Raw genomic sequence first — 26,233 nt, forward strand, 5'->3', positions numbered from 1 at the left:
GAGCCGGCCCTCGCCTTTTCCGTAACGCGGTCGGGGCGTTCGCCCTCGGGAACAAGGTGACCATCACCAGGCCGCGTCAGATCTGCGCGGCTGCTATCGCGTCGTCCACTTCCGGGAAGATCGCGAAGTAGCGGCCCAGCCCGACGGTCTCCAGCAGCTGGGCCAGGAACGGGTTGGCGCCGGCGAAGCTGAGCCAGCCGCCCCGCGCCGCGATCACCTGCTTGCTGGTGACGAACGCGCTCAGCCCCACCGAATCACAGAACTTGAGCCCGGTCAGGTCCACCACGATCCGCGGCACCGGGCGTTCCAGCAGGTCGGCGAGCACCGTATGCAACTGGCCGGCGGTGTCCGCGTCCAACTCTCCCCGCAGGTGGAGCACCGCAACCTCGGCCCGATGGTCGGTGATTGTTGCTTGCATGATGATTGGCTTCCTACCCGTGTGATGGGGATTCAGCATAGATTCCGACGATCTCCACACATCGGACACCACGTGCGTCAGAAAGCAGGAACGGACCGGACCCTGAGGGGGTCCGGTCCGTTCGAGGCTGGCCGTAACAAAGGTCAAGCATTCGCGGCGCAGCCTGTGGGGGGCTCCTGGCGCCGCTCTAGAGCTCGCGCCACCGCCAGCGTGGACCACGCCACGCGTCGGCCAGGATCATTGCTGACGCCTTGCCGGGACACTGCTGCACCTTCGACTTGCCCTCGGGGCCGCCCATCTGGGCCTCGACCTCCCAGAGATTGCCGTCGGTGCGGACGTAGACGTCGCGGCGCCCGAGCCGGACGTCGCCATTCCACCAGTGATGCTCAACTCTCACATGACAAATCTAGGACAGACATCGACAGACCTGCACGGGGCATTTCCGCGAAAGTTTCTCGCCGCCCGGTCGGAACCGCATTGTCTGATCCGGTGTATTTGGTCTGCGTGACTTGCGCAACACCCTATGTATTTGGGCGGTCCCCATCTGACTACAGACTGTAGGCACATGCTCTGACGTGCGACGAAACACCACCGTTACACGAATGCGTGCTGATCATGGAGAACAACCGAACGGACGAGCCTCGGGCGGCCCTGTCGGCGGACCCGGCAGCTGGCGACGGAGCGTAACAGCACCTGGGGGAGAAAAGCAGAGAGCCCGGTCACATGGACCGGGCTCTCTGGTGGCGGTGGCGGCGGGATTTGAACCCGCGGAGGGCGTAAACCCTCACACGCTTTCGAGGCGTGCTCCTTAGGCCACTCGGACACACCACCGGGAAGTACGTTACCGGACGCCTCGGCGAGTTCGTCGGCGGGTCACCCATAACCCGATGCGTGGCCGCTGACCTGGCAAGATCGACGTTCTAGTCACGGAACGTGGAGGAAAAACATGAGCGTGCACATCGGCGGCAAACCGGGCGACATCGCCGAGCGGGTGCTGCTGCCCGGTGACCCGATGCGGGCCAAGTGGATCGCGGAGACCTTCCTGGAGGACGCGGTCTGTTACACCCAGGTCCGCGGGATGCTCGGTTTCACCGGCACCTACCAGGGCGTACGGGTCTCGGTGCAGGGCTCCGGCATGGGCATGCCGTCGGCGTCCATCTACACCCACGAGCTGATCAACGAGTACGGCGTGAAGTCGGTCATCCGGATCGGCTCCTGCGGCGCCCTGGCGATGGACCTGAACCTGGGTGACGTCATCGCCGCGATCGGCTCCGCGACCGACTCCAACATGAACCGCACCCGCTTCGACGGCCTGGTCGACTACGCGCCGGTGGCCGACTTCAGCCTGCTGCGCAAGGCGGTCGAGGTGGCCGAGGCCCAGGGCACCCCGATCCGGGTGGGCCCGATCCTGGCCGCCGACGCCTTCTACACCGACCGGCCCGACCTCTACGACTCCCTCGCCGACTACGGCGTTCTCGCGGTCGAGATGGAGTCCGCCGCGATCTACACGATCGCCGCCCGCTACGGCGCCAAGGCCCTGACCATCCTGACGGTCAGCGACCACATCAAGCGCGGCGAGGCGATGGACTCCGCGCAGCGTGAGAAGGGCTTCTCCAACATGGTCAAGATCGGCCTGGAGACGGCCATCTCACAAGCCTGAGATTCTTCCGGTACGTGGCCGCGGGGCGGGGAAACCCGCGGCCTACCGGAAGAAGTCGCGCATCAGGGCGGCGCATTCGGGTTCGAGGACGCCTGCGTAGACCTCGGGACGGTGGTTGAGACGGGAGTCGCGGACCACGTCCCAGAGCGAGCCGACAGCGCCGGTCTTGGGTTCCCAGGCGCCGAAGACCAGGGTCGAGATCCGGGCCAGGACCAGCGCTCCGGCGCACATCGTGCACGGTTCCAGGGTGACCACCAGGGTGCAGCCCTCCAGCCGCCACTCGCCCACCGACGCCGCGGCCCGGCGGATCGCCAGCACCTCGGCGTGCCCGGTCGGATCCCCGGTCAGTTCCCGCTCGTTGCCGGCGGCCGCCAGTTCGGCGCCGTCCGGGCCGAGGATCACGGCGCCGACCGGGACGTCCTCGGGAGAGGTGGATGCGACGGCCAGCGCCCGCCGCATCCACTCCTCATGCTGCCTGCGGCGTATCACGCCTCGCGCAGCTCCTCCATCTCGTCACCGCAGCCGATCTTCTGGCAGATCTCCGCGGTGACGTCGGACGGCAGCATCCCCTCCATGCCGCAGAGGGCGAGCAGCCGCTGGGCGTTCACGCCCAGGTCGCCGAGCAGGTCGGCGTCGCCGATCGGGTCGGCGTCCGGATCGGCCGGCTTGTCGTCCTCGTCGTCGGCGGCGGCCAGCTCGTCCAGCCCGAGGGCCGGAGTCTCCACCTCACCGAGCAGCACCGAGCCGATCCGGGACTCCTCGGCGAAGGCCGAGTCCGAACCGAAGACCCGTACGTCCTCGCCCTCGTCGAGACGCAGGATGGCCAGGTACTCGTCGTCGCTCTCGACGAACAGCAGCGCGAGGTCGGCGTCCGGCTCGGCATCCCTGAGCGCGTCCACCACCTCGTCGATGTCGGCCAGGGCCGAGAGGTCCAGCTCCGACGCCGTCCAACCGTTCTTGCTCCGGGCGACAGCGGCAGCGAAAATCGACACGATTCCCCCAACGCGACTCTAATCTCTCAGCGCCTGACGGTAGCGGGTGGGACGGCGGGCGCATCGCGCCACGCCTTGACCGACCCGAAGTCAGTTGGCCGGGCGGCGGCGCGTGGCGATCAGCTCACGGATCCGGAGACCGCGCAATCGCGGCGACCGCATCGACTCTCGTGTGGATTTCGCCTGCGCGAGAGCCGCCAGCAACTGAAGACGACGGCGGCTGCGATCGGGGTCGAGCCGCTGTGGCGAGGGGGCCATGTGCCGAGCGTGCGACAGGCCCGCACGTTCGTCAAGGGTCGATGGCCACATCGGCCTGACCAGTGCTCACAGCTACCAAAAGGGCACGTCGCGTGGCGTTACCAGAGGGGCCAGTCGAGGGTCTGGTACCACTGGAGGTTCACCAGGAACAGGGCGATCGACAGGCCGATCCCGCTCGCCACGGCGACGCCGACGGCCACGCCGCGGTCGCCGAGGACGGCCAGGAGGAGAGCGACGATCCAGGCGGCGACGGCGGCGCCGAGGGTCCACCACGCGTACGACCCGAGATCGTCGCCGAGACTGCCGAAGAGCACGAACCAGAGCGTCGTCGCCGCCAGCCCGCTGATCACCGCGCCGGCCGTGATCGGATGCGGCTCCCGGTAGAACGGGCGGGGCGGCAGCGCGGTGAAGACCGGGGCGGAGTGGGGCAGCTCACGAGGTGGCAGATAGCCGGGCGGCGCAGGCTCGGCCGCGGCCCAGGAGACTTGCCGTTCTGCCATTTCGCGTTCCCCTCCTCACGCCTACCACTGCAGCGTAGCCACCCGGCACGGTCCTGCACGATCTCCGGTCTTCTGCCAGGATGTCGCGGTGCGCCTACTCCGTACCCTCTCGGGTTTGACGATCGCAGCGGTCTGCCTGGCCGGTTGCGGGTCCACCACCGGTGGGTCGGCGTCGCCGGCCACGACGCCGCAGTTCGTCGACCCGGCGGCACAGTCCTCGGCCGCCGCGCCGCCCGTGACCGCCTCGATCCCGCAGACCGTGCCGGGCACGTCCGCGCCGGCCTCGCCCGCGCCGGCTTCGCCCTCGGTGACGCCGAAGGTGAGCAAGAGTGCCGGCCCGTCGCCGGCGAACGTGACGTACGCCTTCCCGGTCACCGCCGCGAACGTGGACTGGCACGACACCCACTCGAAATACCCGGCGACCGACCTGTTCGTCGACTGCGGCAAACCGTTCGTGGCCACCACCAGCGGTGTCGTGCTCGAGATCAGCCTCAAGGACACCTATGTGAAGGGCAACCCGGACGGGCCGGCCAACGGCGGCCTCTCGGTGTCGATCCTCGGTGACGACGGGGTGCGCTACTACGGCTCGCACCTGAGCAAGGTGCTGACCGGCATCAAGGCGGGGGTACGGGTCAAGGCCGGCCAGCAGCTCGGCCTGACCGGCAAGACCGGCAACGCCAACAACGTCTGCCACCTGCACTACGGCATCTCCCCGCCGTGCGCGCGGACCGGTGACTGGAAGGTGCGGCGCGGCGTCGTCTGGCCGTACACCTATCTCGCCTCGTGGCGTAAGGACGGCCGGAAGAGCCCGGCCGCGGCCGTCGCGGCCTGGAAGAAGGAGAACAACTGCACCGCCTAGAGTCGGCGGAATGCGTATCGCGGTCATCGGACTGGGACTGATCGGCGGCTCGCTGCTGCGGGCTCTGGCGCGGGCCGGGCACGACGTCGTGGGCTTCGACGCCGACCCGGGGACGCGGGAGCTGGCCCGGGCGGCCGGGTTCGCCGTCGCCGGGTCGGTGCGCGAGACGGTGGCGGGCAGTGATGTGGCGGCGGTGGCCGTACCCCTGCCGGTCCTGCCGCAAGTGGCCGCCGACCTGCAGGGGTATGGCGGCCTGGTGACCGATGTGACGTCGGTGAAGGGTCCCGTCCGGGACCTGTTGCGGGGTTTCCGGTTCGTCGGCGGGCATCCGATGGCCGGCAAGGAGACGTCCGGGTTCGCCGCGTCGGAGGCGGATCTGTTCGACGGGTGTGCCTGGGTGCTGTGCCTGGAACCGGACGAGACCGGCCTCGGCGACTGGCTGGCGCTGGCCGCGCTGTTCACCGGGATGGGCGCGCGGGTGGTGCCGGTGACCGCCGACGAACACGACACCGCGGTCGCCCGGATCAGTCACGTCCCGCACCTGTTCGCCGCGGTCCTGGCCGGGCAGCTCACCACCGACCCGCTGGCCGGCGCCCTGGCGGCCGGCTCGTTCCGGGACGGCACCCGGGTGGCGGCGACCCGGCCGGAGCTGATCGCCGCGATGTGCGGTGGCAACAGTGACGCGGTCCGGCAGGAGTTGAGCCGGCTCATCGCGGAGCTGGAGACGCTGGCGGGCGCACTGGCGAAGCCTGAGCTGGCCACGCTGCTGCGGCCCGCCTCGGAGGCCCGCCGGGGCTGGCCCGTGCCGGCGGGTGCCCCCGCGCCGGTGGCGGCGGACGTCGCGGCGCTGCTGGCTCTGGGCCGGTCGGGCGGATGGGTGACGTCGGTGAACGACACCGGGCTTGTCGGATTACGGCCGGAAACTGACCGCAAAGGCTCCTAGCGTGGTGGGTGTCAACGACGCCACCCGCAGGGAGCCTCAGATGCCCGGTCAGGTCCGCCCCGTCGCCGACGAGCAGGACGGTCTGCTCGCCTACCTCACCCAGATGCGCTACGTGATCAAGCTGACCGCGCACGGCCTCACCCCGGAGCAATTGCGCGCCACCCCGAGCGCCAGCGCGCTCAGCGTCGGCGGGCTGATCAAGCACTGCGCCTCCACCGAGGAGGGCTGGATGACCACGGTCCGCGGCGAGCAGCGGGAGGTCGACTACGCCGCCTACGAGCGCAACTTCGCGCTCGCCGACGGCGAGACGGTCGAGGAGCTGTTCGCCTACTACGACCGGGTGGCCGAGGCGACCGAGAAGACGGTACGCGACATCGCGAACCTCGATCACCAGGTGCCGATCGACAAGTCCGTGCCGTGGAACCCCAAGGAATACGACTTCTGGACGCTGAGGTGGGTGCTGCTGCACCTGATCCAGGAGACCGCCCGGCACACCGGCCACGCCGACGTCATCCGGGAGACCGTCGACGGCGCCACCGCGTACCCGCTGATGGCCGCCGCCGAAGGCTGGCCGGAGAGTCCCTGGATGAAGCCCTGGAAGAAGAGCTGAAGCGTGTGTAGTTCGGGCGCGTATGGCGGCCGAACTACACACGCTGGAACCTAGGGTTTCTCGCCGCGGTCGACGCGGATCACCCGGCGGTCCGTGACGATCGCGGTGACCAGGTCGTGCGGCGTGACGTCGAAAGCCGGGTTCACCGCGTCCGCCCAGGCGGTGACCTCGGCCGACCCGCGGTCCTCGATCTCGACGTGCGCACCGGACGGGGTGTCCACGTCGACTGTGGACTCCGGGGCGACCACGAGGAACGGGATCCCGGCCCGGTGCGCGCCGAGCGCGTGGGCGTACGTCCCGATCTTGTTGATGACGTCGCCGTTGGCGCAGATCCGGTCCGCGCCGAGGATCACCGCGTCCACCTCCCCGCGGGCCATCAGGAACGGCCCGGCCGAATCCACCGCGACCCGGTGCTCGATGCCCCACCGGGCCAGCTCCCACGAGGTGAGCCGGGCGCCCTGCAGCAGCGGCCGGGTCTCGCTGGCGATCACCCCGGCCAGCCGGCCCCGCTGGTGCAGCTCGCCGACCACGCCGAGGGCGGTGCCGACGGTCACCGCGGCCAGACCGCCGGTGTTGCAGTGGGTGAGCAGCCGGGGCCGGTCCCCGCACAGCTCGGCGACCAGGTCGGCGCCGAGCCGCGCCATCGCCGCCGACGCGGCGATCTCCTCGTCGCGGACCGCGCAGGCCTCGGCCAGCACGGCCTCCGGCCCGCGCGGGATGGATGCGGCGGCCCGGCGGGCGCCCCGGGCCAGGTTCACCGCGGTCGGGCGGGCATTCTCGATCTTGTGTACGGCCACCGCGAGCGCCACCGGATCGTCGAGGTGGATCCGCGCCGCCAACGCCACTCCGAAAGCCCCGGCCACACCCAGCGCCGGGGCGCCCCGCACCGCGAGCGACTGGATCGCCGCGATCAGCTCGCCCACGGTGTGCAACCGGAGCACCCGTTCCTCACCCGGCAGGGCCGTCTGGTCGATGATCTCGACGGCCCCGTCCACCCAGTCGATGGTCCGCACGATCACTCCGCCCGCTCGCCGAGACTCTTCAGCACCGCCTCGAGGGTGTCCTGGCTCTTGCCCAGGGCATCACCGGTCCAGCGTCCCTTGAGGTGCACGGTCACGCCACCGTGCAGGTCGATCTCGGCCTGGATCGGCACGTTCTTGATGATCCGGGTGCCGGTGACCTCCTCGTACGGGAGGAAGCGGTAGTGCTTGGCCAGCACCGCCGGGTCGTTGTTGGACAGCAGCTCCTTGAGCCGCTTCTCGCCCTCGTCGGTGCCCTTCGGCGCGGGCAGCACGACGAACCCGCGGTCCAGCAGGATCAGGTCCGACTCCTGGTCGTCGACGCGCACGTTGGCCAGCGCGCCGATCACGTCCGAGCCGCTCGCGGTGGCTCTGGTCTCGACCGCCCGGGCGGCCTCGACGTGGACGCCGATCGCGGCGAGGTGCTGCCGGGCGGTGTCCACGGTCTCCGGGGCGACGGCCAGCTTGGCGATCTCCTCGAAGTCGGCGGGGCGCCCGTCCCGGCCGACCAGGCGGGCCGGCGCGGTCCAGGAGTGCTGCCAGCCGACCACCCCGGAACGGACCGCGGCGAGGGTGATCAAGGTGTCCATCGGCTCGGCGAAGGCGACCGCGGCCTCCTTGCGGGTGGCGTCCGGGAAGAACTCGGCGGCCAGTTCGCTGAGCCGGCCGGCCGCGACGAGCTGGAAGATCTCGGCCAGGCCGGCTTCCGGCACGCCGAGCAGGCGGGCCGTGGACCGGAAGACCCGGTCGGCGCGGCGCTGCTGGGTGGCGGTGACCGACGCGGCGGTGAACTGGTCCCAGGGCAGTACGGTCCGGTCGCCGAAGTCGAAGACCTCGCGCTGCAGGGCGATGCCGGCCCCGGCGACGTTCGGCAGCAGCACGGTGGCCGGGCGCCGGTCGGGGGCGTGCTGCACCGGCGGCAGCGCCCGCATGGCCGCGATCCGCTCGCCGATGGCCGGGTGCGTGTCCCAGCGGGACGTCTCGGTGTCCGGCTCCTGGTCGCGCAGGTGGGCGAGTTCCTCGCTGCGGGAAGCGTAGAGCTGGCCGAAGCCGCCGAAGATGTCGTCCGGCGCGTAGCCCAGCTCCAGGCCGTAGGCGACGTACCGGCCGAAGTAGAAGTCCCAGGCGGCGTCGACGACCGGGATCTCGCGCATCGACCCGACCGCCGCGTCGAGCCCGGCGACCCGTACCGACACCTCGTCGGCCTCCAGCTCCTGCCGCCGGCCGACCGCGTTGCTGGCCAGCAGGTAGAGCCGGCCGTAGCCCTTGAACACCCAGCCGAACACGTTCCACTTGCCGACCCGGCTGAGGGTCTCGAACATCGCCTGCCGGCCCCGGTACGCGACCGCGGCGAGCCGGGTGTGCGATCCGGAGTAGTGGCCCAGCTCGTGCGCCAGCACCGAGCGCATCTGGTCGACGGTGAAGGTCTGCAGCAGCGGCAGGCCGAGGTAGAGCCGCCGTCGCCCGGCGACCAGGCCGAGCAGCTTGGTGTCCTCGCTGACCGCGGCGTTGACCTCGGGCACCAGCCGGATCTCGTCGGGGGCGCGGGTGCCGGCCTCGGCGGACATCTCCCGGACCGTCGACCACAGGACCGGCGCCTGGTCCGGGCTGATCAGCAGGCCGTGCGGCTCGCTCGGCTTGGACTTGAGCGCCTGCCACAGACCGGCGACGACCGCGCCGACCGCGGCCAGCAGGAGCCAGCTCAGTTTGGCCGCTCCCGCGCTCTGCGAATGCGTCCAGATCTCGTAGAGCAGCCAGCCGACCAGCGCGAGCTGGACCAGGCCCAGCACGTAGAAGCCGACCAGCATCGCCACCGACAGTGCGGCGCGCAGGGCTGTGGACACGGTCTCTTCCTCCCCCGTTCGTCACCGCCCGTCCGGACGGCCGTCGGAAGATACCGGCTTCGATATGCCACGGGCAAGATCCGTTATAGGGCATAGGCTGCGGTTATGGCATCCCGTGACCCGGTCGCCGACCTGCGGCGCATCGCGTTCCTGCTGGAGCGGGCGAACGAGGCCACCTACCGGGTCCGCGCGTTCCGGTCGGCGGCCGCCACCGTGGCGAAGACGCCGCCCGACGAGCTGCTGGCCCGGGCCGGGGCGGGCACGCTGGCGAAGCTGTCCGGGGTGGGCGAGGTCACCGCCCGCTGTGTGACCGAATCGCTGGCCGGTGAGGAGCCGGTCTATCTGCGGCGCCTGCTCAGCACCGAGGGCGCGGACCTGCCGGCCGAGGCCGCGGCGCTGCGGGCGGCGCTGCGCGGGGACTGTCACGTGCACTCCGACTGGTCCGACGGCGGCTCGCCGATCGAGGAGATGGCGCTGGCCGCCGCCGACCTCGGCCACGAGTACTTCGTGCTCACCGACCACTCGCCGCGGCTCACCGTGGCCCGCGGCCTGACCGCCGACCGGCTGCGCAGACAGCTCGATCACGTGGCCCGGCTGAACGAGGCGCTGCCCGACGGCTTCCGCATCCTGACCGGCATCGAGGTGGACATTCTCGAGGACGGCAGGCTGGATCAGGAGGAGGAGTTGCTGGCCCGCCTCGACGTGGTGGTCGGCTCGGTGCACAGCAAGCTGCGTGACGACGCGGCGAAGATGACCCGCCGGATGGTCGCCGCCGTCGCGAACCCGCACCTCGACGTCCTGGGCCACATGACCGGCCGCAAGGTGTCGGCGGCGGGTCCGGGCGACGCCGCGCACTCCACGGCCCGGACCCGGCCGCCCAGCGACTTCGACCTGGAGAAGGTGCTGGCCGCCTGCCTGGAGCACGGCAAGGCCATCGAGATCAACTCGCGGCCGGACCGGCTGGACCCGCCGAAGCGGATGCTCACCGTCGCGGTCGAGGCCGGCTGCGTGTTCACCGTCGACACCGACGCGCACGCGCCGGGTCAGCTCGACTGGCTGGACTTCGGCTGTGAGCGGGCGGCGCTGTGCGGCGTGCCGGCCGACCGGATCGTGAACACGTGGCCGGCGGAGCGCCTGCTCAAGTGGACTGCGTCGCACGCCTGAGGTCCCGTAGGGTCGGCGAGGTGGGACGAATTGACGAACTCGCGAACCGATACGTCGACGACTGGGCCGAGCTCAACCCGACGGGGGCCACCGCCGCCGGCATCACCGGTTACGACGACAAGACCGACGACCTCTCGCCGGACGGCTTCGCCGCCCAGGCCGGTCTGCTTCGCAAGACCATCAGCGATCTCGACGTGACCGAGCCGGAGCACGAGTCCGAGCAGGTCGCCAAGGACGCGATGATCGAGCGCCTCGGCCTGCAGCTGGCGCTGTACGACGCCGGTTACGCCGCCACCGACGTCAGCGTGATCTCCAGCGGGTTGCACGGGCTGCGGATGGCCTTCGACATCATGCCCACCGAGGGCGAGGAGGCGGTCGCCAACATCGCGGCCCGGCTCACCGCGTTCCCGCGGGCCCTCGAGCAGTACCGCCGGACCCTTCTCGAGGGCGCCGGCAACGGTCTGATCAGCGCCCGGGCGCAGCTGCTGGCGGTGGCCGAGCAGTGCGACGCGTGGACCGACCCGGCCCGTGACGACTTCTTCCACGGGCTCGCCCGGCGGGTCGAGGCCGCCGGGACGCTGGCCACCGAGATCGAGCGGGGCGCAGCCGCGGCGACCGCCGCCACGGCCGCCTTCGGCGCGTTCCTGCGCGAGGAACTGGCCCCGCGCGGCCGGGACAAGGAGGCCGCCGGGCTGGAGAGGTACACGCTCGCCTCGCAGTACTTCCTCGGCGCCAAGGTGGATCTGCAGGAGACGTACCTCTGGGGCTTCGCCGAGCTGGACCGGCTGGAGCGGGAGATGCGTGCGGTGTCCGCCCGGATCGCCGGCGCCGGGGCCTCGGTGGACCAGGCGGTGGCCGCGCTGGACGCCGACCCGGCCCGCAACATCGGCACCAAGGAGGCCTTCCGGGACTGGATGCAGGCACTCTCCGACCGGGCCATCACCGAGCTGAACGGCACCCACTTCGACATCGAGCCGCCGGCCCGGAAGCTGGAGTGCTGCCTCACCCCGACCAGCGACGGCATCATCTACTACACCGGCCCGAGCGAGGACTTCTCCCGGCCGGGCCGGATGTGGTGGGCGGTGCCGGAGGGGCAGGCGTCCTTCTCCACCTGGCGTGAGGTGACCACGGTCTACCACGAGGGGGTGCCCGGCCATCACCTCCAGATCAGCCAGACGCTGCTCCGCGCCGACACGCTGAACCGCTGGCAGCGGCTGCTCTGCTGGTGTTCCGGGCACGGCGAGGGATGGGCGCTGTACGCCGAGCGCCTGATGGACGACCTGGGCTACCTCTCTGATCCGGGCGACCGGCTGGGCATGCTCGACGGCCAGGCGCTCCGGGCGGCCCGGGTGATCGTCGACATCGGCATGCATCTCGAGCTGGAGATCCCCCGGGACAACCCGTTCGGCTTCCACCCGGGCGAGCGGTGGACACCCGAGCTGGGCTGGGATTTCCTGCGGGCGCACACCCGGATGCAGGAGGACGTGCTGCGGTTCGAGTGGAAGCGCTATCTGGGCTGGCCGGGGCAGGCGCCGTCGTACAAGATCGGTGAACGGATCTGGCTCCAGGCGAGGGACGAGGCGAAGCAGCGGAAGGGACGTGACTTCGACCTCAAGGGCTTCCACCGGGACGCTCTGAACCTCGGGTCGCTCGGTCTGGACCCACTGCGAAAGGCACTGGCCAGGATTTGAGTCATACGGGCCTCTCCGCACCGAAACGGGACGGAGGGGCCCGTTTTTATGTGTTAACGCGATTACCCGGCGTGACTTTCTTTCGCAGAGCCACCATTCCGACACGCTGTGTGAATTTCGGTACGCCGAGATGTAACAAATCCGAAGTAGAACTCATATTCACGTCGGCACGACGGTACGGATACGATCTCTCGCGGCGCTCCGGACTTGGCATTCCCCCACCCCCGGCCCCCCGGCTGAACGTTCGTACAGCCAAGGCGGCAGCGCCGCGTATCCCCCGATCAGCCGAGCGAACTCTGACCCTTGGAAAGGGGTTTTCTGAGGATTTCTCGGATAGATTGACCCGGATCGGTGCGCCCGCATGGCTACTCTCCGTAGCCTCCAATTGGCCCATCGCGTGTGCATGGCGGAGGACTAAAGCAATGTCAGTCTCGGTGAACAGCCGGCGAGCCCGTTTACGCTCCGCTCTCGCGGTGGTGCTGACGGTTCTCGTGGTGCTGCCGACCGCAGGCCTGTTCCTGCGCGTCCTGGATGAGAACTCGACTCAGCGGGACGAGACGGAGATCAAGCAGCAGGGCGTCGAGTACCTCGCGGCGCTGGCGCCGCTGATCAGCGGCCTGGCCGAGTCGCAGTCGTCGGCCCTGCAGGGCGTGACCGCGGAGCCGGCCACCCTGACCGCCGCCGTCGCCCGGGTGCAGGGCGTGGACGAGCGTCTCGGCGACGAGCTGGAGACCACCAGCCGCTGGGCCGGCCTGAAGGAGAAGATCGGTCGCCTGCCCGGCATCACCGGCAACTCCGACCAGGTCTTCCAGGCGCACGTCGAGGCCGGTGACCTCGCGCTGGAGCTGTACGGCGAGGTGCGCGAGAACGCGAAGCTCAACCAGGACCAGCAGAGCGACATCTGGTTCCTGCAGGAGGCCATCGCGGTCGACATGCCCGAGGCCGTCACCAACGTGAGCCGGATGGGCGACCTGGCGAACATGGTCGCCGCCGCCAAGGCGAGCAAGCGCGCTCAGCTCCAGGTCGAGTTCGGCGCCGCCGTCATGGCCGTCGAGGAGAGCGTCGACGAGCTGACCGACAACCTGCAGGCCGCGGCCGAGGACACCTCGAGCTCCACGCTGGCGAGCAACACGGTGAACAACCTCGACCAGTTCCGCCGCGGTATCGAGGCGGCCAACCGTGGCGCCAACTTCGGCGGCACCCCGGACGTGTCCACCCTGGTGACCGCGCAGGGCACGCTGACCAACGCCCTGGGCGCGCTGACCACGGTCCTGCTCAAGGAGACGTCGACGCTGCTCGACGAGCGGCTCGACGAGCTGAACTACCGCCGGGCCGAGGCCTGGGTGCTGCTCGCCGTCGCCATCGCGCTGATCGTGGTCGCCACCATCTGGACCTCCGGCCGGGCCGTCAAGGTCCGCGGCGAGGGCGCCGAGGGCGCCACCGGTGGCCTGGACGTCTCGGTCAAGGGTGACAACCCGCCGTCGGCGCCGGCCTACCCCGCCGGCGGCTTCGGGACCGGCACGCCGGCGTGGGAGCGTTAAGGTGCTATTCGGTAAGTTCCGCATTCTGGGCAAACTCGCCCTGCTCATCCTGGTGCCGCTGCTCGGCGTCGTCGGCCTGGCCGTGCCGGTCATCTGGGAGCGTATCGAGACGGCCACCACCGCCGGCAACATCTCGGACACCGTCCAGCGCGCCACGAAGGTGAGCGCGGCGGTCATCGAGCTGCAGGAGGAGCGGCTGCTCTCGGTCGGCTACAAGCTCGGCCTGGTGGACCGCCCGACCCTGGTGATCCAGAGCGCCGAGGCGGCCGACTCGGTGGCCGGTCTGGCCACAGACGAGGACAACCCGGTCGAGATGCGCCGTGCCATCGCCGGCGCCGCCCGGCTCAGCAGCACCCGGCAGAACGTGCTGAACGGGTCGATCGGCGTCGTCGACATCATCGACGACTTCACCGACTCGATCACGCCGCTGATCGACGGTCTCGGCCTGTCCACCAGCGCCGACCTGACCACCGGCGTCGGCCAGCAGGTCTACGCCCTGGACCGCGCCATGCGCTCCGACGACCTGATCAGCCAGGCCTCCTGCTACCTCGCCTCGGCGGTGGTCGCGGCCGGCAAGGAGCCGCAGGCCGCGACGCTGCTGCTGAGCCAGTTCAGCTCGACCTTCGCCCAGCTGTCGTCGATCATCACGACCTCGAAGGTCTACTTCACCGACGCGCAGTACAAGCTGTATCTGAGCACCCAGCAGGCGTTCAACTCGCGCGTCGGCCAGAAGTTCACCGCCGCCCTCGCGTCGAACCCGACGCTGGCGCTGCGGGACCTGAAGATCAAGACGCTGTACCCGTCGCTGCAGACGGTGACCATCCTCGGTAGCTTCGTCGAGAAGCGCGTGGCCCACGACGTGGACAACGCGGTCCTCGAGAACCGGGACAGCGCCATCCGGCAGTCGGTGCTCATCGGTGGCGGCGCCATCCTGCTGCTGATCCTGGTGGTCACGCTGTCGATTTTCATGGCCCGCGCGGTCGCCCGGCCGCTGCGCCGTCTCACCAGCTCGGCCGACCGGATCGCCCGTGAGGCCGAGGCCGAGCTCGAGCGGGTGGCCGACGACGAGGCCGAGGCCCAGGTCCGCCCGATCCGCCTGGACCCCGTCGACGTCGAGGCCCAGGACGAGATCGGTGACCTGGCCCGCGCGTTCGACCGGGTGCAGACCACCGCGGCCCGGCTGGTGCAGCGCCAGGTGGACGGCCGCCGGAACACCGCCCAGATGTTCGGGCACGTCGGCCGTCGTACCCAGAACCTGGTCGGCCGTCAGCTGAGCCTGATCGACTCCCTGGAGCGCCGCGAGACCGACAGTGACCGCCTGCGCGAGCTCTACCGCCTGGACCACATGTCCAGCCGTCTGCGCCGGAACGCGTCCGCGCTGGTCGTGCTCTCCGGTGGCGCCGGCGCGAACGACCACATGGCCCCGCTGCCCCTCGGTGACGTGGTCCGTCTCGCCCTCGGTGAGATCGAGGACTACACCCGTGTCGAGGTGGACATCCCGGACGAGATCGTCGTGGTTCCGGCCGTCCTGGCCGACCTGACGCTGCTCCTGGCCGAGCTGATGGAGAACGCCACCACGTTCTCCCCGCCGCACACCAACGTCACGGTCACCGCCGACGAGCTGCGCGGCGGCGCCCGCCTTGCGATCATCGACCACGGCCTGGGCCTCGCGCCCGAGCGTCTGGCCGAGGAGAACGCGCGACTGACCCGCCGTGAGCGCCTCGACCTGGCGCCCACCGAGGTTCTGGGTCTGTTCGTGGTCGGCCGGCTCGCCCGCCGGCACGGCATCGAGGTGACCCTGACCGACACCCCGGACGGCGGTCTGACCGCCTGGATCGACCTCAACTCCTCGCACCTGATCGCCCGGGTGGAGAACCTCGCGCCGATGGCGCCGGCCGCCTACCCGGGACCGGCCGCGGTGCAGGCGCCGCAGCCGGTGCCGCAGATCGCCGCCGAGCCCGCCCCGTACGGCACGAACACCGCCTACTCGGGTGCGCTGCGTGGCAACACCACCGAGGTCGCGATCGCCAGCGCCGGGGTCCGCTCGGTGCCCGGCAGCCAGCAGCCGTTCGACCCGGTGGTGCTGAACCGCGCCACGCACATCGTCGAGTCCGGCAACTCGTGGAACGCGTTCGGCCCGGCCTCCGCGCCGGCGCCGGACACCGCCTCCGACCCGTACGCGGGCCAGCCCGTCTACGACGCCGAGCCGGTCTGGACGCCGCCCGCGGCCTACCAGGCGCCGGCCTACCCGTCGGCCGGCGGCTACCCGGAACCGGTGCAGCAGTACGACATGGGCACCCCGGTGGCCGGCCGCGTCCCGGCCGCGCTTCCGGAGCTGCCGCCGGCGCAGCCGAGCTGGAGCGCCGAGGTGGCCGTCCAGCCGACCTGGAACATTCCGGTCTCCCCGGCGGCCCCGGCTCCGGCGCCCGTCGCGGAGACGCCGGCCGTCCCGGCGCCGCCGCAGGAGCGTTCCGGTGGCCCGGCCCCGCTGCGCCGCCGGGTTCCCGGCAGCCAGCTGCCGGAGGAGAGCAAGCCGCACCAGCTGGCGGCGCCGAAGTCGGAGGACGACGCGCTCGCCGCCCGGGCCGCGTTCGACGCCTTCGAGGCCGGTGTCAGCAAGGCCCAGTGGGACGCCGGTGACACCAGCGTCTCGATGCCGGCGCCGGACCTCAGCCACTCGTCGTGGAACACGCCGGCCCCGGTGTCGCCCGCGGTTCCGGTCACGGTGCCGGCCACCCCGCCGCCGCCTCCGCCGGCCTCCAACGGTTCGGCTCCGCTGACCCGTCGTGTACCGGGTGCGACCCTCCCGCGCGACGAGATGCACCAACCGATCACCCCGCCGGCCCCGGCCACGCTGGATCCCGAGGCCGCCCGGGCTCTCATGGATCAGTTCGAGTACGGAGTCGCGCTCGCACTGAATGAAAGTCAGCCACAACACGAGGGACAACCGCGATGACTTCCCCTTACTCCACCGCGCCCAGTCAGCTCAGCGCCGAAGCCAAAACCTTCAACTGGCTGCTGGACTCGTTCACCTCCGGCACCGCGGGCGTGATCGAAGCGATCGCCGTCTCCTCGGACGGTCTGCTGATGGCGATGTCGGCGATCAAGGACCGGCCCAACGCCGAGCGTCTCGCCGCTGTCGTCTCCGGTCTGACCAGCCTCGCCGGCGGCGCCGCCAGCTGGTACCGGCTGGGCGCCCTGAACCGGGTCATCATCGACATGGCCGACGGTTACCTGCTGGTCACGGCGATCAGCGCGGGCTCGGTGCTGGGCGTCATCGCGGACCGGTCGGCCAACCTCGGCACCCTGGCGTACGAGATGACCCTCTTCGCGAGCCGTGCCGGTGGCGCGCTGAGCCCGCGTCTCATCGCCGAGCTGAAGAACGCCGTCCAGCAATGACCTACCCGGACCCCGACGACCCGGTTCCTCCGGCGCGCCCCGGAGTCCGGCCCTTCCTGCAATCCGGTCCTCAGCACTCGACCGGTGGCTACACCCCTACCGGGGAACAACCGCCGGTCGAGGCATCGACCAACAAGCTGCGCCCGTTCGTCATCACGTCCGGGCGGACCGATGGAGGCGATCCCGACATCGGTATGGAGACTCAGGTGACGCTGGTGCCTGGTGCGCCACCGTCCCGGCTCTCACCGGAAACCAGGGCGATCGTGTCTCTCTGTGAGGAGAGCCCGATCTCGGTAGCCGAGATCTCCGCACGCTTGCGCCTGCACCTGGGCGTCACCCGCATCCTGGTCGGCGATCTCCGCGCCGCCGGTCAGCTCGACGTCCACGTGCTGGAGAACGACACACCCGACCCCGACACCATCATGCGAGTGATCCGTGGACTTCGATCCATCAGCTAACCGCGTCGTCGGTACCGCGCGCATACCCGGCGCTCCGGCGCCCAAGAAGGCGCCGGTCCCGGTCAAGATCATCGTGGCCGGCGGCTTCGGGGTCGGCAAGACGACCACCGTCGGCGCCATCTCCGAGATCGCGCCGCTCACCACCGAGGCCGAGATGACCTCGGAGTCGGTCGGCATCGACAACCCCGGTCAGGCGGTCCTGAAGACCGGCACGACCGTGGCGATGGACTTCGGCGTCCTCACCATCGACCAGACCCTGAAGCTCTACATCTTCGGCACGCCGGGCCAGACCCGGTTCGCCTTCATGTGGGACGACCTGGTCAAGGGCGCCCTGGGCGCACTGGTCGTGGTGGACACCAACCGCATCGACGACTGCTATCCGGCGGTCGACTACTTCGAGCGGGCCGGCCTGCCGTTCGTGGTCGGCGTCAACACCTTCAACGGGCAGATGGCGTACAGCGTCGACGAGGTCCGGTGGGCCCTCGCGGTGCGTGAAGACGTGCCGGTCATATCCTTCGATGCACGCTTCCGCGCATCGGTGCGCGACGCCCTGCTCGTGGTCCTGGACCAGGCTCTCGACAAGGCGATCCGCATGAAGTCGTAGGGTGTGGACCCGGTCGCCCGGTGACGGTCTCCCGCAACCCGCGGACGGGACGGTTCCCAAACCGGCCCGCGGAGGGGCAGAGTTGGGTATCGGGCGACCCGTAGGAAAAGGACGGTGACCGTGCGAGGCGGACTGGACGACGCGCTCGACAAGCTCGCCCGGCGGGACGAGTTGCGGCGGCGCGCCGCCGCGGAGAGCGGTAACAGCGGCACTCCGCCGGCGGTGACCGAGCTGGTCGAGGCGATCGCGGGAGTGATCTCCCGCAATCCCCAGCTGGGTGTCACGGTCGGTGTCGAGGGCGCCGGCGATCCGGTGCTGCTGCACTTCGCGATGGCTGACGGCGTGGTGCAGGTGACCGCCGACAACACGGTCGCGGCCCGGGCCACCGAGGCGGGCCCGCGGCACGCCGATTTCGAGATCGACGTCGAGGAGCCGGTCGAGGAACCCGTCCCGGCTCCCGAGCAGACCCCGCCGCCCGCGCCGCCGTCCCCGTCACCGTCGGCATATGAGCCGGCTCCCGCTCCGGAGCGACCACGGGCCAGCCACGACGACCAGGACCGGTTCGGCCCGACCGATTTCGATTACGACTTCGCCGAGCCCGCCACGGCCGAGCAGCCTCTGGTCGCTCCCCGGCACGAGGCGCCCGCGCAGTCGTTCACCCCCGAGCGGCAGTACGGCCACGAGCACCTCGGTTACGAGGCCGCCGGCTACGCCGATCAGGGCAACATCACCCCGCATCCGTTCGCGGCGACCCCACCACCGCCGGTGCCACCGCAGACACCCCCGCATCCGTACGCGGCCGCGCAGCCCTCCTACGCCCCGCACCCGTACGCCGATGCCCCGGCTGCCCCGTTCACCGCGCAGCACGCCGAGCCGCAGCCCGGTTTCCCGGAGCCGCTGCCCGAGCCGATCCCGCTGCAGGTGGAGCGCCCGGAGGAGACCGAGATGGCAGCCCGTCGCCTGGCCGCCATGCTGCGCGACAACCCCAACCTGCTCGACAACCCGCAGTAGCCTGCCTATTACTCGCAGTAATCACTGCCTCGCGGCCCCATTAGTCACTCTCTGAAGTCACATGACTCCACACTGACACTGCCGCGAAATGCCGGAATCGCCCCTGAACGCGCCCGGTTTCGCCAGGTCAGCGAAGTCTGAGATGTCTGTGTTAGCCCTTTCGGCCAGCTTTGACCTCCATCCATCTCACGCCCCTTGAGTGACGCTCGGTAGTTCCCTAATGTCCTATTACGTCCACGCCACCAAGCGCGGACGACACGGACAGTGAGCATCACGGGGGAGGCACCGATGTCCGCTTCGGATAGCTGGCTGATCGTCGTCGCCGGATACGCCCTGCTGCTCGCCTGGCCGATCTCCACCGTGGTCCTGGTCTGGTTCGCGCTCCGCTACTCGGGCACGCACCGCGCCCGGTCGGTCAACCGCTCGGTGGCCGGCGGCGACGGTCGCCCCGAACACTTCTGGATCATCGTGCCGGCCCTCAACGAGGAGGCCGTCGTCGCCAACACGGTCGGCGCGGCGCTGAAGCTGCGGGGCCCGGCCGGAACCCTGTCCCGGGTCCTGGTCGTCGACGACGGCTCGGACGACCGCACCCCCGAGGTGCTCGCCGCGATCGACCACCCCCGGCTGCACGTCATGCGCCGGGACCTGCCCGAGGCCCGGCAGGGCAAGGGCGAGGCACTGAACGCCGCCTACCGGCACATCTCCCGGCTCACCGCCGAGGCCGGCGTCCCCGCCGAGAGGGTCGTCGTCGGCATCATCGACGGCGACGGGCAGGGCAGCGAGAACATCCTCGTCGAGGTGTCCCGGCTGATGCGCGACGAGCGGGTCGGCGCGGCCCAGGTGCAGGTCCGGATCCGCAACCGCAACAAGCTCCTCGGCGCCGTGCAGGATCTGGAGTTCGGCGCGATCGTCGACGCCTGCCAGAACCTGCGGGACGCCCTGGACACCGTCGGCCTCGGCGGCAACGGCCAGTTCAGCCGCCTGTCCACGCTGCAGACCCTCGGCTCGGCGCCCTGGTCCAGCTGCCTCGTCGAGGACCTGGAACTCGGCCTGCGGATGCACCTCGGCGGCGTCGCCATCCGCTACACCTCCCGCGCCTCGGTCACCCAGCAGGCGGTCGTCGACATCCGTCGGCTCACCCGGCAGCGGACCCGCTGGGCGCAGGGCAACATGCAGTGCGCCCGCTACCTGGGCCGGCTGGCCGCGTCACCGCGGGTCGCCCGGATCGCCCTGGCCGAGATGCTGCACTACCTGCTCTCCCCGTGGGCCAACGCGATCGTCACGGTGGTGCTCATCGGGACCGGGATCGCCGGGCTCGGCGGCCTGCTCGCCGGGCACCCGATCAGCTTCCTGCCGACCTGGGCCGCGCTGGCCGAGAGCGGCGGCGTCTGGCTCGCGGTGACCACCTTCCCGGGCGTGCTCTGGGCTCTGGTCCACAAGCGCAAGCACGGCGACGAGCGCACCGCCCGGATGCTGACCGCCGCTCTCGCGTACCCCGCCTTCCTGATCCTCGGTCTCGCCGCGACCTACCGCGCGCTGGGCCGGCAGGCCAGCGGCCGGCAGGGCTGGGCCAAGACCGAGCGTCTCGCCGAAGAACCCCTCGTCATCACCGCCTGAAACACCCTTCCCCCCTTCGAGAAAAGGCTCCCCCATGTCTCGTCGTGAAGTCCACCTGGTCGGCGGCACCCGCCCCGAAGCCGTCAAGCTCGCTCCGGTCGCGCTCGCCATGCGCGAGGCCGGCCTGCTCACCCCGGTTCTGCTGGCCAGCGGGCAGCACCCGGCGATGGTCACCCAGGCGCTCGCCGCCTTCGACCTGGAACCCGACATCACCCTGCAGGTCGAGCGCACCACCGGCGGCCAGGCCGAACTGCTCACCGCGATGATCCGCGAGCTGGACGAGCTGTGGTCGGTACGCACCCCCGCCGCCGTCATCGTCCAGGGCGACACCACCACCAGCCTGGCCGGCGCCCTGGCCGCGTTCTGGCGGCGAATCCCGGTCGTCCACCTGGAGGCCGGCCTGCGCTCCGGGGACCTGGAGTCGCCGTTCCCGGAGGAGGGCAACCGCCGCCTGGTCGCCCAGGTCGCCGCCCTGCACCTGGCGCCCACCCCGCTGGCCGCGATGAACCTGCTGGACGAGAAGATCGCCGCGACGGACGTGCTGGTCACCGGCAACACCGTGGTCGATGCGACGCTCGCGGTGGCGGCCCGCAAGATGCCGTTCGAGAACCCGGACGTGGCCGCCGCCCGCGCCGGCAGCACCAACCGGCTGGTCCTGGTGACCGCGCACCGCCGCGAGTCGTGGGGCGAGCCGCTGGACCGGATCCTGGGCGCGGTCAAGGAACTGATCGCCCGGTACGACGACATCGACGTGATCCTGCCCAGTCACCCGAACCCGGCGGTGCGGCAGCAGGTGGCGGCGGCACTGTCCGGCGTGGAGCGGGTGACGATCACCGACCCGCTGCCCTACCCGGACCTGTCCCGGCTGCTGTCCGAGGCGTACCTGGTGCTCACCGACTCGGGCGGCATCCAGGAGGAGGCGCCGTCGTTCGGGGTGCCGGCGCTGGTGCTGCGGGACGTCACCGAGCGGGTGGAGTCGCTGCACGCGGGCTGCGCCAAGCTGGTCGGCTCGGACCCCGAGCTGATTGTGGCGGAGGCGTCCGCGCTGCTGGACAGCCGGGTGCGCCGCGACGCGATGACGGCGGGCGGTAACCCGTACGGCGATGGCCGTGCCGCCGTCCGCACCGCGCAGGCCACCGCGCACCTCCTCGGTCTCGGCCCCGCGCCGGAGGCCATGCCCGTCGCCCACCAGTCCGCCCTCACCACCGGAGTGATCGTCTGATGCGCGCCACCATCGTCTCCCGCCGCAGTGTCCTCGTCGCCGGTGCGGCCGCAGCGGCAGTCGCCACCGTCGGTTTCCACGCGATGGAGGCCGACGCCGCCGGCGTCACGACCACCAGCCGGTCCGGCAGCGCGGCGCCGGGCGGGGGCACGGCCAAGACCCTGGTGCTGTACGACACCACCGGCGACTTCGGCTGGCTCGGCGAGGTCTATGCCACCCAGACGGCGAACCTGAGCTCGCACTTCGGCTCGTGGACGGCCGCTCCGGTGGCGAAGTACAGGTCCGGTGACCTGAAGAACTACACCGCCGTGATCTACCTGGGTTCGACGTACGACGAGCCGCTGCCGGCCGCGTTCCTGGCCGACGTGATCGCCTCGACGAAGCCGGTGATCTGGGTCCGGGACAACGTCTGGCAGCTCACCAGGGTGGACGGTTTCGCCGCGAAGTTCGGGTTCACCAGCGGCCTGTACGACTTCGGCGACGTCGCCGAGGTCTCCTACAAGGGCCGGACCCTGACCCGCAGCGACGACAACAAGTCCGGCCTGATGAACCTGGCGATCAGCGACGCCGCCAAGGTCACCACGCTGGCCGCGGCGAAGCGGGCCGACGGTTCGGCGCTGCCGTGGGCGGTCCGGTCCGGCAACCTGACGTACGTCAGTGAGATCCCGTTCTCGTACGTCACCCACGACGACCGCTACCTGATCTTCGCGGACCTGCTGTTCGACGCGCTCGCCCCGAAGACCGCCGAACGGCACCGGGCCCTGGTCCGGATCGAGGACGTCGGGCCGGACGCCGACCCGGCCGAGCTGACCGCCATCGCCGACTACCTGTCGTCGATGAAGGTGCCGTTCACCGTCGCGGTCTACCCGCGGTACCGGAACCCGAAGAGCGGCGAGGACTACACGCTGCTCACCAAGCCGGCCGTGGTGAGCGCGCTGAAGTACATGAAGGCCAAGGGCGGCACGCTGCTCATGCACGGCTACACCCACCAGTACGGGGCGGTGAACAACCCGTACGACGGTGCCAGCGGCAACGACTTCGAGTTCTACACCGCGCACGTCGACTCGGCCGACCGGGTGATCTACGACGGCCCGGTCAAGGAGGACTCGGTCGCGTGGGCCACCGCGCGGATGGTCACCTCCGGCGCGGTGTTCGCGGCCACCGGGCTGGGCGCTCCGAAGATCTTCGAGTTCCCGCACTACGCGGCCAGCCCCGCCGACTACCAGGCGGTGCACAACCTGTTCGGCAAGCGGTACGACCGGGGCCTGTACTTCCCCGGCGTGCTCACCGGTGGCGCGTACGACTACGGCCGCCAGTTCGGGCAGTTCTTCCCGTACCTGGTCCGCGACGTCTACGGCTCGGCGGTGGTGCCGGAGAACATCGGCAACGTGGAGCCGGAGGCCTACAACACCCATCCGGTACGGCTGCCGGCCGACCTGATCGCCAGCGCCCGGCGCAACCTGGTCGTCCGCGACGGCGTGGCCAGCTTTTTCTACCACCCGTACCTCGGCGTCGACTTCCTCAAGGAGCTCGTCCCGGGCATCATCGAGACCGGCTACACCTTCGTGAGCGCCGACACGATGCTGAAGGGCTGAGGGGCAACCGCATGGACGTGGTCGACTTCTGGGTCCGTTCGTGGACCGGCGACGATCTGCCCGGGGCACGGCAGCTGCTGACCCCGGACGTGGAGACCGAGTGGAACCTCGACGCGCCCGTCGACGACGAGGAACTGCTGCAGGTGCTGCACCGGATCGCCGCCTTCGCGGACGGGGTCACGGTGGTCGCGCGGACCGACGCGGTGGACGGCTCGGCACTGATCTACGACCTGGCGGGCCCGTTCGGCACGGCCCGCCTGGTCGAGTTCCTCGGCGTCGACGATCAGAAGATCAACGAGATCAGGCATGTGTACGACGTGACGGCGATCGATCGATTTTTTCCCGGCCTGTACGCCAATTAGGTCAGATTCCGTCCGGAACCGTGGGTAGCGTGCGGTTCATGGCTTACGACTTCCAGGTCACCGTGGACTGCACCGACCCGCACGCGCTCGCCGACTGGTGGGCGGAGACCCTGGGCTGGACCGTGGAGCCCCAGGACGCGGCGTTCATCAAGGAGATGATCGCCAAGGGGTACGCCACCGACGCCGAGACCATCCACCACAACGGCAACCTGGTGTGGCGGACCGGCGCCGCGATCAACCACCCGGAGACCGGCCGGCGGATGCTCTTCCAGTTCGACGAGTCGCCCAAGACGGTCAAGAACCGGATGCACGTGGACATCCGACTGGACGGGGACGACCGGGAGGCCGCGCGGGACCGCCTGGTCGCCCGCGGCGCCGTCTTCCTGTGGGCCGGTCAGCAGGGCCCGCACGCGTGGTTCACGATGGCCGACCCCGAGGGCAACGAGTTCTGCCTCAGCTAGGGCAGGGTTCGGTCCAGCAGCTCGAACAGCGCCACCCAGTGACGCTGTTCCGCGGCCTCGTCGTGCATCGAGGTGTCGCTCATCGTGAAGCCGTGCGGAGCGCCCTCGTACAGCTCGGAGGTGTACTCGACGCCCGCTTCGGCGAGAGCGCCCTCCAGCGCCTCGATGTGCTCCGCGGTCATCGACCCGTCGTTGTCCGCGTGCCCGAAATAGACCTCGGTGTGCAATGCCGGGATGTTCCGATGCGGGCTGTCCGGGGCGTCGGTGACGATCCCGCCGGCGTGGAAACTCGCGAGCGCCGCGAACCGCTGCGGGTGCGACTCCACCGCGACCAGCGCGTTCCTGCCGCCCATGCAGTACCCCACGATGCCGGCCGGTCCGTCCACGATCTCCGGGCGGCTGTCCAGGAACGCCAGGTAGGCGGCGGTGTCCGCGGCGATCCGGTCGGCGGTGAGCGCCTTGATCATCGGCATCAGGCGGCCGAACGCGGCGCCCCGCTTCGCGCCGTCGGTCAGCTCGTCCGGCGTCACCAGCGGGCCGGCGGCGTCACGATAGAGGAGATTCGGCACGAGTACGGCGTACCCCCGCTCGGCGATCTTCGCGGCCATCTCCATGAGCCGCGGCCGCAAGCCGAACGCATCCATGAACATCAGCACCGCGTGGTACGGGCCCGGCCCCTCCGGCGTGACGAGATACGCCTCGGCGACACCGTCCGCGGCCGGCACCTCAAGCTGGATCTGTGGCATTCCCGCACCTCCTGTACCCATCCTGACGATCAAGCGGACCGTAACACCGGATCTCCGCATCCACCGGTTCCCCGTCGCATCCGGCGACTCGCCACGTCGTATCCCGCGCCCTGGGCACGTCGTATTCTGTGGCGCATGGCCACCCGGCTGCGCGCGGATGCCCGGCGGAACCGAGCGGCCCTGCTCGCCGCGGCCCGCGAGGTCTTCGCCGAACAGGGTCTCGATGCCTCGTTGGACGAGATCGCCCGCCGGGCCGGCGTCGGCAACGCCACCCTCTACCGCCGGTTCCCGAGCCGCCGCCACCTGATCGCCGAAGTCTTCGCCAGCCACATGACCGCCGCCGTCCACCTCGCCGAACAGGCCCTGGAACACCCCGACCCGTGGACCGCCTTCGTCGGCTACCTCACCCGGGTCTGCGAACTGCAGGCCACCGACCGCGGACTCGCCGAACTCCTCGCCACCAGCGCCTTCGACAGCGACGAACGGCTCGCCGCCCTCCGCGCCGCCGCCCAGCGCCGCGCCGTCGACGTGCTGACCCGGGCCCAGCGCGCCGGCCGTCTCCGCGCCGACTTCACCGGCCAGGACTTCGCCCTGTTGATGATGGCGAACGCCGGCGTCGCCCAGCACTCCGACGACCCGCACGCCTGGCGCCGCCAGCTCACCCTGGTCATCGGCGGTCTCGGCACCCGCCAACCCTGACCCGAACCGGCTGCCGGAAACTCCCGCCCGCCGAGACAGCCATGAGAACCAGCCACACAAGATCCACGGTCGGCCCTGGACGGACTCGCACAAGATCCGGAAGGGGTGCGATCTTGGGTGCGCGAGTTCGGCTCGACGCTGGCCCTCGGAAGCGTTGCCGCAGATCGGAGGCGAACCGGCGCGGCTCGCCCCGCCCTGCCGGCAGCGATCCCCGGACGATCATCCCCGGCTTCACGGGCAAGTCCCGCAAGATCGCAGCATTGGACGGGCGGCTCGGCCGGGAGCTTGCCGCAGAAGCCTCGCATCGAAAGCCGGAACTCCAAGATCGCGGCAGCGGGAGGGCCTGAGGACTCGGCCGCAGCTCGATCTCGAGCAGTTGATCACCGCAAACGGCCGCCGTTCGCGATCTTGTGCGCTTCGCACCGATAGCTTCGGACCAAGAACGACAAGCCTCGCGATCTTGGCCCGGAAATGCCGGGTTTCCGGAGCCGAAAGCCCAAGAACGGGCAGCTTTTCGATCTTGTGCGATCCGCTCCGCACCGAGCACCCCAAGATCAGGC

26 protein-coding genes and 1 tRNA gene are annotated in these 26,233 nt (G+C 70.4%); 18 read left to right on the forward strand and 9 right to left on the reverse strand.

The window, feature by feature from the left end; translation table 11 throughout:
• Nucleotides 1-76 precede the first annotated feature (76 nt).
• From ACZ3II_RS04315 to ACZ3II_RS04325, 3 genes are all read right to left on the reverse strand, one after another.
• Nucleotides 77-418 (reverse strand): STAS domain-containing protein, encoded by a 342-nt coding sequence (locus ACZ3II_RS04315; RefSeq protein ID WP_465516156.1) that lies wholly within the window; start codon nucleotides 416-418, stop codon nucleotides 77-79.
• A gap of 187 nt (nucleotides 419-605) precedes the next feature.
• Nucleotides 606-815: a hypothetical protein gene (locus ACZ3II_RS04320; protein ID WP_465516157.1), complete on the reverse strand. Its 210-nt coding sequence runs from the start codon at nucleotides 813-815 to the stop codon at nucleotides 606-608.
• A gap of 344 nt (nucleotides 816-1,159) precedes the next feature.
• Nucleotides 1,160-1,249, reverse strand: a tRNA-Ser gene (locus tag ACZ3II_RS04325).
• Between the two features lie 115 nt (nucleotides 1,250-1,364).
• On the opposite strand from ACZ3II_RS04325, the gene deoD reads away from it, so the two are divergent.
• Nucleotides 1,365-2,078 (forward strand): purine-nucleoside phosphorylase, encoded by a 714-nt coding sequence (deoD, locus tag ACZ3II_RS04330; RefSeq protein ID WP_465516158.1) that lies wholly within the window; start codon nucleotides 1,365-1,367, stop codon nucleotides 2,076-2,078.
• Nucleotides 2,079-2,120: 42 nt separating this feature from the next.
• Here the strand turns inward: deoD and ACZ3II_RS04335 are convergent, their stop codons facing one another.
• The 3 genes from ACZ3II_RS04335 to ACZ3II_RS04345 form a co-directional block, all read right to left on the reverse strand.
• Nucleotides 2,121-2,567 carry a nucleoside deaminase gene (locus ACZ3II_RS04335; RefSeq protein WP_465516159.1) on the reverse strand — a complete coding sequence of 149 codons (447 nt, stop codon included), beginning with the start codon at nucleotides 2,565-2,567 and terminating at the stop codon, nucleotides 2,121-2,123.
• Nucleotides 2,564-3,070, reverse strand: a complete 507-nt coding sequence (locus tag ACZ3II_RS04340; RefSeq protein WP_465516160.1) for a tRNA adenosine deaminase-associated protein — start codon at nucleotides 3,068-3,070, stop codon at nucleotides 2,564-2,566. Before ACZ3II_RS04340 ends, ACZ3II_RS04335 begins: the two co-directional genes overlap by 4 nt.
• Before the next feature lie 356 nt (nucleotides 3,071-3,426).
• A complete protein-coding gene (locus ACZ3II_RS04345) occupies nucleotides 3,427-3,828 on the reverse strand; it encodes a hypothetical protein (RefSeq protein WP_465516161.1) in 402 nt (133 codons plus the stop codon).
• Nucleotides 3,829-3,943: 115 nt separating this feature from the next.
• Between ACZ3II_RS04345 and ACZ3II_RS04350 the strand changes: the two genes are divergently transcribed.
• Genes ACZ3II_RS04350 through ACZ3II_RS04360 form a run of 3 tightly spaced genes read left to right on the forward strand, consistent with a single transcriptional unit; the run spans nucleotide 3,944 to nucleotide 6,240 of the window.
• Nucleotides 3,944-4,687: a M23 family metallopeptidase gene (locus tag ACZ3II_RS04350; RefSeq protein WP_465516162.1), complete on the forward strand. Its 744-nt coding sequence runs from the start codon at nucleotides 3,944-3,946 to the stop codon at nucleotides 4,685-4,687.
• 10 nt (nucleotides 4,688-4,697) lie between these two features.
• The gene (locus tag ACZ3II_RS04355; RefSeq protein WP_465516163.1) at nucleotides 4,698-5,630 is read left to right on the forward strand and encodes a prephenate dehydrogenase; all 933 of its coding nucleotides are present in this window, start codon (nucleotides 4,698-4,700) and stop codon (nucleotides 5,628-5,630) included.
• 40 nt (nucleotides 5,631-5,670) lie between these two features.
• A complete protein-coding gene (locus tag ACZ3II_RS04360) occupies nucleotides 5,671-6,240 on the forward strand; it encodes a DinB family protein (RefSeq protein WP_465516164.1) in 570 nt (189 codons plus the stop codon).
• A 50-nt stretch (nucleotides 6,241-6,290) separates the two neighbouring features.
• On the opposite strand, the gene mtnA is transcribed toward ACZ3II_RS04360, so the two are convergent.
• Nucleotides 6,291-7,253, reverse strand: a complete 963-nt coding sequence (gene mtnA, locus ACZ3II_RS04365; RefSeq protein ID WP_465516165.1) for an S-methyl-5-thioribose-1-phosphate isomerase — start codon at nucleotides 7,251-7,253, stop codon at nucleotides 6,291-6,293.
• Between the two features lie 2 nt (nucleotides 7,254-7,255).
• A complete protein-coding gene (locus ACZ3II_RS04370; protein WP_465516166.1) occupies nucleotides 7,256-9,103 on the reverse strand; it encodes a M48 family metallopeptidase in 1,848 nt (615 codons plus the stop codon).
• Nucleotides 9,104-9,208: 105 nt separating this feature from the next.
• Between ACZ3II_RS04370 and ACZ3II_RS04375 the strand changes: the two genes are divergently transcribed.
• From ACZ3II_RS04375 to ACZ3II_RS04435, 13 genes are all read left to right on the forward strand, one after another.
• Nucleotides 9,209-10,267 (forward strand): PHP domain-containing protein, encoded by a 1,059-nt coding sequence (locus ACZ3II_RS04375; protein ID WP_465516167.1) that lies wholly within the window; start codon nucleotides 9,209-9,211, stop codon nucleotides 10,265-10,267.
• Between the two features lie 20 nt (nucleotides 10,268-10,287).
• The gene (locus tag ACZ3II_RS04380; protein ID WP_465516168.1) at nucleotides 10,288-11,958 is read left to right on the forward strand and encodes a DUF885 domain-containing protein; all 1,671 of its coding nucleotides are present in this window, start codon (nucleotides 10,288-10,290) and stop codon (nucleotides 11,956-11,958) included.
• 473 nt (nucleotides 11,959-12,431) lie between these two features.
• A complete protein-coding gene (locus ACZ3II_RS04385; RefSeq protein WP_465516169.1) occupies nucleotides 12,432-13,499 on the forward strand; it encodes a hypothetical protein in 1,068 nt (355 codons plus the stop codon).
• Between the two features lies 1 nt (nucleotide 13,500).
• Nucleotides 13,501-16,455: a sensor histidine kinase gene (locus ACZ3II_RS04390; RefSeq protein ID WP_465516170.1), complete on the forward strand. Its 2,955-nt coding sequence runs from the start codon at nucleotides 13,501-13,503 to the stop codon at nucleotides 16,453-16,455.
• Nucleotides 16,452-16,898 (forward strand): roadblock/LC7 domain-containing protein, encoded by a 447-nt coding sequence (locus tag ACZ3II_RS04395; RefSeq protein WP_043533024.1) that lies wholly within the window; start codon nucleotides 16,452-16,454, stop codon nucleotides 16,896-16,898. Before ACZ3II_RS04390 ends, ACZ3II_RS04395 begins: the two co-directional genes overlap by 4 nt.
• Nucleotides 16,895-17,356 carry a DUF742 domain-containing protein gene (locus ACZ3II_RS04400; protein WP_465516171.1) on the forward strand — a complete coding sequence of 154 codons (462 nt, stop codon included), beginning with the start codon at nucleotides 16,895-16,897 and terminating at the stop codon, nucleotides 17,354-17,356. Before ACZ3II_RS04395 ends, ACZ3II_RS04400 begins: the two co-directional genes overlap by 4 nt.
• Nucleotides 17,334-17,960 carry a GTP-binding protein gene (locus ACZ3II_RS04405; protein ID WP_465516172.1) on the forward strand — a complete coding sequence of 209 codons (627 nt, stop codon included), beginning with the start codon at nucleotides 17,334-17,336 and terminating at the stop codon, nucleotides 17,958-17,960. Before ACZ3II_RS04400 ends, ACZ3II_RS04405 begins: the two co-directional genes overlap by 23 nt.
• Before the next feature lie 114 nt (nucleotides 17,961-18,074).
• Nucleotides 18,075-18,971 carry a hypothetical protein gene (locus tag ACZ3II_RS04410; RefSeq protein WP_465516173.1) on the forward strand — a complete coding sequence of 299 codons (897 nt, stop codon included), beginning with the start codon at nucleotides 18,075-18,077 and terminating at the stop codon, nucleotides 18,969-18,971.
• A gap of 288 nt (nucleotides 18,972-19,259) precedes the next feature.
• Complete coding sequence (locus tag ACZ3II_RS04415; protein ID WP_465516174.1) at nucleotides 19,260-20,588, forward strand: glycosyltransferase; 1,329 nt, start codon at nucleotides 19,260-19,262, stop codon at nucleotides 20,586-20,588.
• A gap of 34 nt (nucleotides 20,589-20,622) precedes the next feature.
• The gene (gene wecB, locus ACZ3II_RS04420; RefSeq protein WP_465516175.1) at nucleotides 20,623-21,810 is read left to right on the forward strand and encodes a non-hydrolyzing UDP-N-acetylglucosamine 2-epimerase; all 1,188 of its coding nucleotides are present in this window, start codon (nucleotides 20,623-20,625) and stop codon (nucleotides 21,808-21,810) included.
• Nucleotides 21,810-23,405, forward strand: a complete 1,596-nt coding sequence (locus ACZ3II_RS04425) for a DUF2334 domain-containing protein (protein WP_465516176.1) — start codon at nucleotides 21,810-21,812, stop codon at nucleotides 23,403-23,405. Before wecB ends, ACZ3II_RS04425 begins: the two co-directional genes overlap by 1 nt.
• Nucleotides 23,406-23,416: 11 nt before the next feature.
• Nucleotides 23,417-23,767 (forward strand): hypothetical protein, encoded by a 351-nt coding sequence (locus tag ACZ3II_RS04430; protein ID WP_465516177.1) that lies wholly within the window; start codon nucleotides 23,417-23,419, stop codon nucleotides 23,765-23,767.
• A gap of 38 nt (nucleotides 23,768-23,805) precedes the next feature.
• Nucleotides 23,806-24,228 (forward strand): VOC family protein, encoded by a 423-nt coding sequence (locus ACZ3II_RS04435; RefSeq protein WP_465516178.1) that lies wholly within the window; start codon nucleotides 23,806-23,808, stop codon nucleotides 24,226-24,228.
• On the opposite strand, the gene ACZ3II_RS04440 is transcribed toward ACZ3II_RS04435, so the two are convergent.
• The gene (locus ACZ3II_RS04440) at nucleotides 24,225-24,974 is read right to left on the reverse strand and encodes a dienelactone hydrolase family protein (RefSeq protein ID WP_465516179.1); all 750 of its coding nucleotides are present in this window, start codon (nucleotides 24,972-24,974) and stop codon (nucleotides 24,225-24,227) included. The two genes, ACZ3II_RS04435 and ACZ3II_RS04440, sit on opposite strands and share 4 nt — an antisense overlap.
• Before the next feature lie 135 nt (nucleotides 24,975-25,109).
• Between ACZ3II_RS04440 and ACZ3II_RS04445 the strand changes: the two genes are divergently transcribed.
• Nucleotides 25,110-25,673 carry a TetR/AcrR family transcriptional regulator gene (locus ACZ3II_RS04445; RefSeq protein WP_465516180.1) on the forward strand — a complete coding sequence of 188 codons (564 nt, stop codon included), beginning with the start codon at nucleotides 25,110-25,112 and terminating at the stop codon, nucleotides 25,671-25,673.
• Nucleotides 25,674-26,233: the final 560 nt, after the last annotated feature.

This window comes from Actinoplanes sp. NPDC019969 (genome assembly GCF_055562375.1).